Origin of the sequence: Bradyrhizobium sp., assembly GCF_049691595.1 — a bacterium.
In the GTDB taxonomy this organism is placed as follows: Bacteria; Pseudomonadota; Alphaproteobacteria; order Rhizobiales; family Xanthobacteraceae; genus Bradyrhizobium.
The window spans coordinates 1-12,186 of record NZ_JBAVNZ010000464.1; the positions used below are offsets into that span (position 1 = coordinate 1).

A 12,186-nucleotide genomic window follows, 5' to 3' on the forward strand; every position below is an offset into this window, starting at 1 on the left:
ACGAAGTTGCCTGCGCCGTCGCTGCCGGCCAGATGAGCGAAGCCGTGGTGACGAAGTGGAGTGTGGTGACGCGGCATTAAACCTTCACCGGTCCCAGCGCTTCAAAATGCCCGCGCCGCTGCAGCCACACCAGCAGGACGAAACTCGGGATCGCCGAAGCGGTGCACAACGCGAAGTAACCTGCCCAGCCGGTCGCTTCCGCCAGATATCCGCTGCCGAGCGCGAATATGGTGCGGCCAAACGCAGCCAGTGCCGTCAGTAGCGCGAATTGTGTCGCGGTGTGCAGAGGATTGTTGCACAATGCGGACAGGTAGGCGACGAAGGTTACGGTGCCTACGCCGCCGGTAAAGTATTCGGCCGCGATCGTAAAGGTAAGCCAGCGGGCGTCCGCGCCAACGATCGCCTGCCAGGAGAAGGCCAGAATGGCGACGGTTTGCAACAAACCTCCGATCCAGAGGCTGGTGCGAAGGGGGTAGGCACGGGCGACAAATCCTCCGGCAAAGCCGCCGAGCAGGGCTGCCGCGAAACCCACCCCCTTGACAATGGTGGCGAGCTCGATCCGCGAAAATCCGATCTTGAGCACGAAGGTCGTCGTCATCGCGGCCGCCAGCGCGTCGGCAAGCTTGAACAGGGTCACGAACAACAGGATGGCGACCGCCGCGTCGCGCCTGAAAAAATCCTTGAAGCTGGCGATGGCGGTTATGGTGAGCCGACGCAACGCGTTTTCCTGAGCGTGGGCCGCGTGATCGGCCTCCACAGGAACGGACTGCGCCGGCTCGGTCGCGGCGAGAGTCGCAACAATTCCGACCAGAACCAGCAGCGCCATCATCAGATAGGTGGCGCCATAGGCATGCTGCTTGTCCAGCCCGAGGCTTACGAGGCCGCTAACCAAGAACAGCGCGCCAGCTCCGGAAACCAGGGCCGCGATTCGATAGGCTGCGACGTATGATGCCATGCCTGCGGCCTGTTCCTCATCCGGCAGGCTTTCGACCCGGAAGGCATCGATGACGATGTCCTGCGTGGCGGAAGCTGTCGTCACAAGCAACGCCGCAAGCGCCACCAGCGCCGGAGAGCGCGATGGATCGGACAGCGCGAGCAGACCGATCGCGGCAATCAGCATGAGCTGTGTCAGGAGCAGCCAGCCGCGACGGCGGCCATAGATTCGCGACAACAAGGGCACATCCAGCGCATCGACGGCAGGAGACCAGGCGAACTTCGCCAGATAAGGCACGCCGATGGCTGCAAACAGGCCGATGGTCTTGATGTCGACGCCACTCTCGGTCATCCAGGCCTGCAGCGTCTGGCCGGCAAGCGAGAACGGTAGCCCAGCCGAGAAACCCAGCAACATCACGATCAGCACGCGGGGCTGCAGGTAAACCGACAGCCCTGCGCGCCAGGATGGGCGGGACTGTGCTGGCTTGGGGATGGGTTTCGGTACGGCCATGCCCGCAGTGCTAGCAGATTCGGGCGATGATAGCGCCCATCTACTCCCCTGCCTGCAGCTTGCGCGGCACGGGAAACAGTTCCGGCGGGCCCTTGACGATGTGCGGGGTTTCCACCGGCGCGTCGGTCTTGCTGAAATCCAGCTCCTCGATCCGACCGGCGCGTTTTTCGATCTTGTCGGCGGAAATCAGGATCTGGCGTACGTCCTCGTTGACGTCGCCAAAATGCTTTTGCAGTTTCAGCACGCGGTCACGCAGCCGTTCCAGATCGTCGCCGAGGTTCAGCACTTCGGTGCGGATCTGGTCGGCGGCGTCGCGCATCCGCGCGTCTTTCAGGATCTGCTGCATCACCTGGATCGCCAGCATCAGGAGCGAGGGCGACACCAGCACCACGCGGGCGCGATAGGCCTTCTGGATCACGTCGTCGAAGCCGTCGTGGATTTCGGCATAGACCGATTCCGACGGCACGAACATCAGCGCGGTATCCTGGGTCTCGCCGGCGATCAGGTATTTTTCCGCGATATCGCCGACATGCTTCAGGACGTCGGCGCGCAGCCGCTGCGTGGCGTATTTCTTTTCCTCGTCCGAGCGCGCGTCATGCAGCGCGGTCATCGCCTCCAGCGGAAATTTCGCGTCGATGCAGAGCGGGCGCTGGTCCGGCAGGAATACCACGCAATCCGGGCGCTTGCCGGTCGAGAGCGTGTACTGGAATTCGTAGGCGCCTTTCGGCATGCCGTCCTGGACGATCGCCTCCATCCGCGCCTGGCCAAAGGCGCCGCGCGACTGCTTGTTGGCCAGCACGTCGCGCAGCGTCGTTACCTGCGAGGTCAGGTCGGTGAGATTCTTGTGCGCATTGTCGATGATGCCGAGCCGCTCATGCAGCACGCGCAGCGAGTCCATGGTGTTGCGCGTGGTCTGCTCCATCGACTGGCCGACGCGATGGGTCACCGAATCCAGCCGCTCGTTGACGGCGCGCGCCATCTCGGCCTGGCGGCCGGCCAGCGCCTGGCCCATCGCATCGACCCGGCCGGCGGATTCGCTCTGGGCGCGCAGCATCTCGCTCAGGCGCTCTTCGAGCTCGTCGGCGCGGATCGCCTGCGCCATCGCCAGTTCCGCGCCGCGCCGGCCCGATCGCGCGATCACGATGGCGATTGCAAGCAACAGCAAAAGGGCAAGCGCGCCGAAGCCGATCAGCGCCTCCACGGTGCGGACCGGCCAGTCGCCGAGTACAACAATGATCTCGTTCATGGCCTGCTTGTAGCCGATTCGCGCGCCTGCGCGAACGAAGAGGGAACGATAATGGTGAATCACCGGTTAATTTTCGTGGTTAACGCGGTCTTAAAAATCATGCTTAAGCCCGCGTTAACGGGTTCCGGCGCGCATTGACCCCGGCAAACCGGCGGCTTAAATCGCCCGTCAGGCACTTAGAGAAATCATGGCACTCCGAGAAATCATCATCCTGCCGGACAAGCAGTTGCGGCTCGTCTCCAAACCGGTCGAAAAAGTGACGGCGGAAATCCGCAAGCTCGCCGACGACATGTTCGAGACCATGTATGCCGCGCCGGGCATCGGACTTGCCGCGATCCAGGTCGCGCAACCGCTGCGGCTGATCACCATGGATCTCGCCAAGCGCGAGGAGAACGGCGAGAGCAAGCCGCGCCCGCGCGTCTTCATCAATCCGGAAATCGTCTCGTCCTCGGAAGCAACCTCGGTCTACGAGGAGGGCTGCCTGTCGATCCCCGAATATTACGAGGAGGTCGAGCGGCCCGCCGAGGTACGGGTGCGCTTCACCGATCTCGACGGCAAGGTGCACGAGGAGGACGCCGACGGCCTGTTTGCGACCTGCATCCAGCACGAGATCGATCATCTCAATGGCGTGCTGTTCGTGGATTACCTGTCGAAGCTGAAGCGCGACCGCGTGCTGAAGAAGTTTGCAAAAGCTGCGAAGAGGGCAGCGGAGTAGCATCGCGATTCTCTCGGTCGTCGTGCCGGGCCTTGTGCCGGGCATCCACGTCTTGCTTTCTTGACGATACAAAGGACGTGGATGGCCGGGACCCGGCTACGCCAAGGCTTCGCCGGGCTTCCCAGTGTTAGTCCGCCGAAGCTTTAGCGAAGGCGGGCAAGCCCGGCCATGACGAATGAACTCGGTCATTCTTGGGTATTTCCATACAATGTCCCTCCGCCTGATCTTCATGGGCACGCCGGATTTCGCGGTGCCAACGCTGCGTGCGCTTCGCGACAATGGCCATGAGATCGTGGCCGTCTATTCCCGCGCCGCTAAGCCGGCCAAGCGCGGCATGAAGCTGCAGCCGACGCCTGTCGAGCAGGAGGCGCGGCGACTTGGCATTCCCGTGCTGACGCCGGCCACGCTGAAGACGCCGGAAGCGCTCGAGGCGTTTCGCGCGCACCATGCCGACGCCGCCGTGGTCGTCGCCTATGGCATCATCCTGCCGCGGGCCATCCTGGATGCGCCGAGGCTCGGCTGCTTCAACCTGCACGCCTCGTTGCTGCCGCGCTGGCGCGGCGCCGCGCCGATCAACCGCGCCATCATGGCCGGCGATGCCGAGACCGGCGTGATGGTGATGAAGATGGATGTCGGCCTTGATACCGGCGATCTTGCGATGGCCGCGCGCCTGACCATTTCAGACGCGATGACCGCGGCCGATCTGCATGACGCGCTGGCGCCGCTCGGCGCCGGTCTGATGGCGCGCGCCATCGACGCGCTCGAACGCGGCGAATTGCGGCTCACCAGACAAAGCGAACAGGGCGTGATCTACGCTGCCAAGATCGAAAAAGCCGAAGCGCGGATCGACTGGAACAGGCCGGCGCGCGCGGTGCTGCGCCATATTCATGGCCTGTCGCCGTTCCCCGGCGCATGGTGCGAGATTGTTCCCGAAGGCGAACAGGTGCGTATCAAGGTCCTGCGCTGCGAACAGGTCGAAGCGACAGGCGCGCCGGGCGAGCTGCTCGACGATCACCTGACAATTGCCTGCGGCGACGGCGCGATCCGGATTCTCGAGCTGCAGCGCGCCGGCAAGGCGCCGATGAAGGCCGCTGATTTCCTACGCGGCACGCCGCTGAAGGCGGGCGCGAGATTTGGGTGAGATTGTCATACGCGCCCCACTCGTCATAGGCGGGCTTGACCCGCGTATCCATCTATCTTCAGAAGACTCTCACGAAGATGATGGAATGGCCGGGTCAAGCCCGGCAATGACGCCAGATAGATCGTTGCGCCCATATGCCTCGCTATAAGCTCACCATCGAATATGATGGCACGCCGTTCTGCGGCTGGCAGATCCAGGATAACGGCGCGTCGGTGCAGGGCGCGCTGGAAACCGCGGTCAAGGCGATCTGCTCCGAAACGGTTCGCGTCCATGGCGCGGGCCGCACCGATGCCGGCGTGCATGCGCTGGCGCAGGTCGCGCATTGCGATGTCGAAAAGCATTTTCCGCCAGGGCGCCTTCGCGATGGCTTGAACGCGCACTTGAGGCCGCATCCGATCGGCGTGCTCAGCGCGGAGATCGTGCCCGACACGTTCGAGGCGCGTTTCTCGGCCAGGAAGCGGCATTATCTCTATCGCATCAGCAATCGCCGCGCCAACCTTGCGCTCGATATCGGGCGGAGCTGGCGGCTGCCGCGGCATCTCGATACGGACGCGATGCAGGAAGCCGCGCAACGGCTGGTTGGCAAGCATGATTTCACGACCTTCCGCGACACCGAGTGCCAGGCGAAATCGCCGGAAAAGACGCTGGATCAACTCGACGTCATCCGGGAAGGCGACGCCGTTTCGATTCTGACCTCGGCGCGCTCATTCCTGCACAGCCAGGTGCGCTCGATGGTGGGGTCGCTGGTCTGGGTCGGCGAAGGCCGCTGGAGCGCCGACGATCTCGCGGCGGCCTTGGCCGCGCGTAACCGCGCCGCCTGCGGCCCGGTCGCGCCGCCGGAGGGACTCTATCTGGTGCGGGTAGAGTATTGATGTTGTCGTGATGGCGGCGCTTGCTTCACCTCTCCCCGCAAGCGGGGCGAGGGAGAAGAACGCCTCACCCGAAATACCTATCCAGCACCCCGCGATAGATTTTCGTCAGCTTCTCCAGATCGGACACCGGCGTGCGCTCGTCGATCTGGTGCATGGTCTGGCCGACCAGGCCGAACTCGATCACCGGGCAATAGCTCGAGATGAAGCGCGCATCCGAAGTGCCGCCGCTGGTGGAGAGTTCCGGCTTGCGACCGGTCACCTCTTCGATCGCCGAGACGGCCAGATCGGTGAAGGGGCCGGGTTTTGTCACAAAGACGTTGCAGTTCGATGACTCCCACACGATCCGCGCGCGGATACGGTTGCCGGTCACCCTGGCGAGGCGCTCCTCGACCAGCTTTCGCAGCGAATCCTGGGTATGGTGGTCGTTGAAGCGGATGTTGAATTTGGCGCGGGCCTGACCGGGGATCACGTTGCTGGCCGTGTTGCCGACATCGACGGAGGTGAATTCGAGATTCGACGCCTGGAATTGCGCGCTGCCATGATCGAGCGGCTCATCGCTGAGCGCCACGATCAGCCTTGCCATATCCGGCACGGGGTTCGCCGCGCGATGCGGGTAGGCGACGTGGCCCTGCACGCCGTCAACGTAAAGCGTGCCTGACTGCGAGCCGCGGCGGCCGATCTTGATGCAGTCCCCCAACACCTCGACATTGCTGGGCTCGCCGAGCACGCAATGGTCGAATTTCTCGCCGCGTGCCGCCACCCATTGCAAGAGCTTCACGGTGCCGTTGACCGAGATGTCTTCCTCGTCGCCGGTGATCAGGAACGAAATCGAGCCCCCACCGTCCTTTCGCGGCTTGCCGCCATGGTCGGCGAGATATTGCAGCACCGCGGCGACGCCGCAGGCGATGCCGCCCTTCATGTCGACGGCGCCACGGCCGTGGAGAAAGCCGTCCCTGACCTCGCCCGCGAACGCGCCGTGGGTCCATGCCGCCTCGTCGCCGGGTGGCACCACGTCGGTATGGCCGGCGAAGGTGAGATGCGGCGCGGTCATGCCGATGCGGGCATAGAGATTGTCGATGTCGGCGGTGCCGGGCTCGCTGAAGGTGACGCGGTGCACTGCGAAGCCGGCGGCTTTCAGGCGGTTTTCGAGAACGCCGAGCGCGCCGGCATCGGCCGGGGTTACGGATGGGCAACGGACAAGGTCGCGGGCAATGGAAACGGCATCGTTCATGCCCTCGCTTAACATGCGACGCGGGCGATGGGCCAGCGCTGTGCGGTACAAATTCCAGCTCGCTGGGCTGGTCCCGGCGCGACCTTGTGTCGCGAGGGGCGAGCGCATTGGGCGCGGTTGATGCGGCCGTCGAAGTCGAAAGGAAACCGGGCCTGGTCCAATCGCAACCCCCGGATGGCGGGTACAGCCCGCGGTCCGAAGTATTGTCCGCGCTCGGAAGCCCAGAGTTCGATTAATCTTGGGTTCGATTAATCCCGCAACAGCTCGTTGATGCTGGTCTTGGCGCGGGTGCGCTCGTCGACGCGCTTGACGATCACCGCGCAGGCGGTGGAGGGGCCGGGCTGGCCATTCTTCAAGGGCCTGCCCGGCAAAGCGCCCGGCACCACCACGGCATATTCCGGCACCTCGCCGACAAAGGTCTCGCCGGTCTCGCGGTCGACGATCTTGGTGGAGGCGCCGAGGAAAACGCCCATCGCCAGCACCGCGCCCCTGCGCACGATCACGCCTTCGGCGACTTCCGAGCGGGCGCCGATGAAGCAATCGTCCTCGACGATCACGGGCTCGGCCTGCAGCGGCTCAAGCACGCCGCCGATACCGACGCCGCCGGAAATATGCACGCGCTTGCCGATTTGCGCACAGGAGCCGACGGTCGACCAGGTGTCGATCATGGTCGCTTCATCGACATAGGCGCCAAGATTGACGAAGGACGGCATCAGCACGACGTTTTTGGCGATGAAGGCCGAGCGGCGAACGATGGCACCCGGCACCGCGCGAAAACCCGCGTCGCGAAAGCGGTTCTCGCCCCAGCCGTCGAATTTCGAGGGCACCTTGTCCCACCATGACGCTGCTCCGGGCCCGCCGGAAATCGCGCTCATGTCGTTCAGCCGGAACGACAGCAGCACCGCCTTCTTCAGCCACTGATTGACCTTCCACTTGCCGCCGGCCTCGCGCTCGGCAACGCGTGCCTCGCCCTTGTCGAGCAGATCGAGCGCATGATCCACGGCATCGCGGACTTCACCCCTGGTCGCCGTCGAAATGCCGTCGCGGGCATCGAACGCGGTGTTGACGGTGGCTTCGAGGGCGGCGAGGGACATCGGGGATTCCTTGGGGCGCGGGATGTTATGAGGCAATTTGGAAGGCTTTTCGGGATTTGGAGAGAGAGAGTCAAGGCTCTCTCCGATGTCGTCCCTGCGAAAGCAGGGACCCATAACCACCGATGTTGACTGCTTGGAAAAGACGTCTGCCCAATCGTCTAACCGATAGGCCGCGGCGTATGGGTCCCTGCTTTCGCAGGGACGACGAAAAAATTACGGCCGCGCGCTCAGCCTCTGCAAAAACCCCGTCAAATCGTCCGTGACATGATCGACATGAGCGGCGTCGTGGCCCTCCAGCTCCCAGTCCTCGCGCACCACCTCCCTGGTGCCATCCGGCACCACCAGCACCGTGGTCATGCCGAGCAGGTGCGGCACCACGAGGTTGCGGGCGAGGTCCTCGAACATCGCCGATGTAGCGGGATCGACACCGTGCAGCCGCAGGAATTTGTCGTAAGTGCGCGGCGCCGGCTTCGGCTCCAGTTCAGCGGCAATGATGTCGAACACCGCGTCGAAATGCGCAGCCAGGCCGAGCCGCTCCAAAACCTTGTCGGCATGGTCCGTCGAACCGTTGGTCAGGATCAGCTTGCGTCCCGGAAGTCTGGCGATCGCCGCGCCCATCGCCGGATTTGGCTGCAGCGGCGAGTGATCGATCTGGTGCACATAGGCGAGGAAGTCGTCGGCGCGCACGCCGTGCTCGGTCATCATGCCGCGCATGGTGGTGCCGTAGCGGCGGTAATAGTCCTTCTGGATCCGCCTTGCTTCCTCGGCCGATACGTCGAGGAAATTCGCGGTGAACTCGCCGATCCGCTGGTCGACCTGTTGCCACAGGTTGACGTGGTGCGGGTATAGCGTGTTGTCGAGGTCGAACACCCAGGTGTCGATACGGGTGAAGCCGCGGGGTGTCTTCATCGCTCTCTCAACTCGTCGTCCCCGCGAACGCGGGGACCCATACGCCGTGTCGGTCGCTGGTGTGCACGGTGCCGGTTGCCTTCGATTTTGGTTGGCGTTAGTGGCAAAAATCCAGGCCGGTGGTTATGGGTCCCCGCGTTCGCGGGGACGACGGCTGGAGGCGCTTTCATCATGGCATGGCAAAGCGCAGCGTCTTGCCGCCGCTATTCATGTCGACGGCGACGAAGCCGATCGCGACGAGGCCGCGGTTGCCGCAATCGCCCTGTTCGTTGATCTCGAACTTGCTCTCGCGCGTGCAGAGCTGGGTGGTGCCGCCCCAGTTCAGCGGCTTGTCCCGGAGTTTGACCGTGCGGTTCTCGCCGTCGACGGCTTCGGCGAAACTGAAAATTTGTCTGGGCTGGCCGATGACGTCGGGGTGCAGACATTTGCCGGGATCGATCCGGTACCAGCCGCGGCTGGTGACGGCCTTGCCGTCATCGGTGGCGACCGCAGCCATGATCTTGTGCGGCGTGTCGTTGCACCAGGTCAGCCCGGTCGAGGAGGGCGACTGCACCGCGTCGATCATGGTGGTGAAGAAATTTTGCGACTGCACCACATCCGCGCTCAGCCCGCGGCTCTTCAGGAACCCAGTCAGCGCGGCTTGCGTCTTCGGCCCGTCGACGCCGTCGATCGGGGCGGCGTCATAGCCCGCGATCACCAGCAGCCGCTGAATGCCAGCCAGCCGGGCCTGCTCGTCGTCATATTCGCTGTCCTCGGCGAGGTAGGCGACCAGATGGCCGTCGTCGGTCCGCGTCGGCGCGATCTGGGTGAAGGGTGCCGGCGTCTGCCCGGCACGGCACTGGCGCGCCGCCGCGATCACGAAATTGTCCGGCGCGACGCAGAGCGTGTCGCCGCCGTTCTGCGGGATCGGCGAGGAACCATAGACGCCGAGCGCGCGGGCGTTGAGCAGGATGCGGTCGGCGGCGAGCGTGCCCTGCGCCACCACCCGGCAGGCGTCGGGGTCGATGCGAAACCAGCCGCGCGTCGCGGTAGCGGCCTTGTCGTCGATGCCGATCGCGGCCTCGACCACATAGCTCATGCGATTGCAGAGTTTTAGATCAGCGAACGCCGGGGCGACAGAGAACAGGAACGAGATTGCCGCGGCCGGCAGCGCCAACAGGGTGCGCGAAAGCGATCGCCGTACCCTTGCGCGCAAGCGGCGCCTGATGATCGGGGACGATGGGTTCGCGCGGGTCACTTGTGGATCAGCGTGCCGGTGCCTTGATTGGTGAACAATTCGAGCAGCACCGCGTGCCGCATCTTGCCGTCGATGATCACGACGCCCTGCACGCCCTGCTCGAGCGCATAGATGCAGGTCTCCACCTTCGGGATCATGCCACCCGAAATGGTGCCGTCGGCGATCAGCTTGCGCGCGTCCTTGACCGACAACTCCGGAATCAGTTTCTTCGATTTGTCGAGCACGCCGGGAACGTCGGTCAAAAGCAGCAGGCGCTTGGCCTTGAGGGCGCCGGCGACGGCGCCGGCAAAGGTGTCGGCGTTGACATTGAAGGTCTGTCCGCCCGCCGATGTCGCCAGCGGCGCCAGCACCGGGATCAGCTCATGGCCGATCAACTGGTTGAGCAGCGTCAGGTCGACCTTTTCGGGCTCGCCGACGAAACCGAGATCGACCACTTTCTCGATTTGCGAATCCGGATCGACCATGGTGCGCGTCGCCTTCGACGCTTTCACCATGTTGGCGTCCTTGCCGCTGAGGCCGACCGCCTTGCCGCCGGCTTCGTTGATAAAGCCGACCAGCTGCTTGTTGACCGAGCCAGCCAGCACCATTTCGACGATCTCGATGGTCGCCGCATCGGTGATGCGCAGGCCGGCGGCGAATTCCGACTGGATGCCGAGCCGCTTCAGCATGGTCGCGATCTGCGGTCCGCCGCCATGCACGACCACCGGATTGATCGCGGTCTGCTCCAGCAGCACAATGTCGCGGGCAAAGGCCTTGGCGGTGTCTTCCGCGCCCATGGCATGGCCACCATATTTGATGACGATGGTTTCCTCGTCATATTCCTGCATGTGCGGCAGCGCCTCGGACAGGATGCGGGCCTGATCGAGCGGGCTGATGGGCGTGTCGGTCATGGAAGCGGGTCTCGTTCGCGGTAAGGACGGGCGGGTTCTATCTGATTGGCGGGCAGGGCGCAAAGTGGCGCTGTTCCTTTACTCCTCCCGCAAACCACCGGGCGTTCCCCGGATGCAGCGCAGCGCGCCGCTCTTGCGGCGTGGTGCACTGCTGATCCGGGGTCCATGGAGGTGAAGGTGGGTCCCGGCTCTGCGGAGCAGCGCAAAGGGCGTTGCACCGCGTCCGGGACACGATATAGCTGGCCTGCCTCAACCGCGCCTTGGCCATGCCGCCGCCACGGCCACTGCCAGCCAGCTCGCGACCAGAAGCGTTCCGCCCGCGGGAGCGGCCATCGGAAACAGGCTGTGGCCGGCATATTGGCGCAGCGTCAGATCGCCGGCGAACAAGGCGGATGCGACCACAAAACCGAATGCGGCCGCGATCCCGATCCGGACATCGATGGCACCGCGCCCGGCGAGCGCCACGATGGCGAGCACGGCGGTGGCGTGAAACAGCAGCATCGAGGAAGCCGACGCCAGCCGCGACGCGTCGGTCTGATGCGCGGACGCCGCGGCCAATATGACGCCGTCGGCGCCCATGATGGCGGCGAGCACGATCAGAATGCGGAACAGGCGGCCCATCAGCGGCGCTCTTCCAGCAGACGCACCATCGCGGCGCGCAAGTCCGGCATGCCCGCGCCCGAGCGCGAGGATGTCACCAAAATATCCGGAAAGGCCGCGGGGTGCCTGGCGAGGGCCGCGACGGTCTCGGCGATGCGCTGCTCCAGTTCGGCCGGCTTGACCTGATCGGCTTTGGTGAGGACCACCTGATAGCTCACGGCCGATTTATCCAGCGTCTTCAGCACGTCGAGATCGACGTCCTTGATGCCGTGGCGGGCATCGATCAGCACATAGACCCGCGCCAGCGTGCTGCGGCCCTGCAGGAATTTGTGGATCAGCGCGGTCCAGGCGGCGACTTTTGCCTTTGGCGCGGAAGCGTAGCCGTAACCCGGCATGTCGACGAGGCGAAGCCCCGTCTGGTCCGGGCCTTCGAAGAAGATCAGTTCCTGGGTGCGGCCCGGCGTGTGCGAAGTCCGCGCCAGCGCGTTGCGGCCGGCGAGGGCGTTGATGAGGCTCGATTTGCCGACATTGGAGCGGCCGGCAAAGGCCACTTCGAGGCCGGCCATCGGCGGCAGGGTCTCGACCGAGGGCGAGGCCCAGATGAAATGCCAGTCGCCGGCAAACAGCTTTCGTCCCCGTTCGATCAGGTCAGCATCGGATTCGGCGATCATGCGAAGGATTCCGTTAGGGAGCGAAGGCGGCTCGACCGTCATTGCGAGTTCTGTACCGACCTAACGGCCGACCCTGGTGGATGAAACAACGAACCGCGGGGTGGATTTAACGTTTTTCCGGAACCAATAAGATCAG

At 64.4% G+C, this 12,186-nt stretch carries 12 protein-coding genes; 3 read left to right on the forward strand and 9 right to left on the reverse strand.

Annotated features, from left to right (window positions below; all coding sequences use genetic code 11):
* Positions 1-76: 76 nt before the first annotated feature.
* Positions 77-1,444: an AmpG family muropeptide MFS transporter gene (locus WCE35_RS19525; RefSeq protein WP_424594961.1), complete on the reverse strand. Its 1,368-nt coding sequence runs from the start codon at positions 1,442-1,444 to the stop codon at positions 77-79.
* A 40-nt stretch (positions 1,445-1,484) separates the two neighbouring features.
* A complete protein-coding gene (locus WCE35_RS19530) occupies positions 1,485-2,690 on the reverse strand; it encodes a DNA recombination protein RmuC (RefSeq protein ID WP_424594962.1) in 1,206 nt (401 codons plus the stop codon).
* A 187-nt stretch (positions 2,691-2,877) separates the two neighbouring features.
* Between WCE35_RS19530 and def the strand changes: the two genes are divergently transcribed.
* From def to truA, 3 genes are all read left to right on the forward strand, one after another.
* Positions 2,878-3,405: a peptide deformylase gene (gene def, locus WCE35_RS19535; RefSeq protein ID WP_424594963.1), complete on the forward strand. Its 528-nt coding sequence runs from the start codon at positions 2,878-2,880 to the stop codon at positions 3,403-3,405.
* Positions 3,406-3,613: 208 nt separating this feature from the next.
* On the forward strand, positions 3,614-4,546 hold the full coding sequence (gene fmt, locus WCE35_RS19540; RefSeq protein WP_424594964.1) for a methionyl-tRNA formyltransferase: 933 nt from the start codon (positions 3,614-3,616) through the stop codon (positions 4,544-4,546).
* 134 nt (positions 4,547-4,680) lie between these two features.
* The gene (gene truA / locus WCE35_RS19545; protein ID WP_424594965.1) at positions 4,681-5,418 is read left to right on the forward strand and encodes a tRNA pseudouridine(38-40) synthase TruA; all 738 of its coding nucleotides are present in this window, start codon (positions 4,681-4,683) and stop codon (positions 5,416-5,418) included.
* 64 nt (positions 5,419-5,482) lie between these two features.
* Here truA and dapE read toward each other — a convergent pair whose 3' ends face one another.
* The 7 genes from dapE to yihA form a co-directional block, all read right to left on the reverse strand.
* Positions 5,483-6,649 (reverse strand): succinyl-diaminopimelate desuccinylase, encoded by a 1,167-nt coding sequence (gene dapE, locus WCE35_RS19550; protein ID WP_424594966.1) that lies wholly within the window; start codon positions 6,647-6,649, stop codon positions 5,483-5,485.
* 248 nt (positions 6,650-6,897) lie between these two features.
* Positions 6,898-7,743 carry a 2,3,4,5-tetrahydropyridine-2,6-dicarboxylate N-succinyltransferase gene (dapD, locus tag WCE35_RS19555; protein ID WP_424594967.1) on the reverse strand — a complete coding sequence of 282 codons (846 nt, stop codon included), beginning with the start codon at positions 7,741-7,743 and terminating at the stop codon, positions 6,898-6,900.
* Positions 7,744-7,956: 213 nt separating this feature from the next.
* Positions 7,957-8,652: a pyrimidine 5'-nucleotidase gene (locus tag WCE35_RS19560; protein ID WP_424594968.1), complete on the reverse strand. Its 696-nt coding sequence runs from the start codon at positions 8,650-8,652 to the stop codon at positions 7,957-7,959.
* A 169-nt stretch (positions 8,653-8,821) separates the two neighbouring features.
* Positions 8,822-9,808 (reverse strand): DUF1036 domain-containing protein, encoded by a 987-nt coding sequence (locus WCE35_RS19565; protein WP_424594969.1) that lies wholly within the window; start codon positions 9,806-9,808, stop codon positions 8,822-8,824.
* Positions 9,809-9,885: 77 nt separating this feature from the next.
* A complete protein-coding gene (gene argB / locus WCE35_RS19570; RefSeq protein WP_424594970.1) occupies positions 9,886-10,779 on the reverse strand; it encodes an acetylglutamate kinase in 894 nt (297 codons plus the stop codon).
* Between the two features lie 249 nt (positions 10,780-11,028).
* A complete protein-coding gene (locus tag WCE35_RS19575) occupies positions 11,029-11,400 on the reverse strand; it encodes a DUF423 domain-containing protein (RefSeq protein WP_424594971.1) in 372 nt (123 codons plus the stop codon).
* Entirely contained in the window at positions 11,400-12,050 is a 651-nt protein-coding gene (gene yihA / locus WCE35_RS19580; RefSeq protein ID WP_424594972.1) for a ribosome biogenesis GTP-binding protein YihA/YsxC, read from the reverse strand. Before yihA ends, WCE35_RS19575 begins: the two co-directional genes overlap by 1 nt.
* Positions 12,051-12,186: the final 136 nt, after the last annotated feature.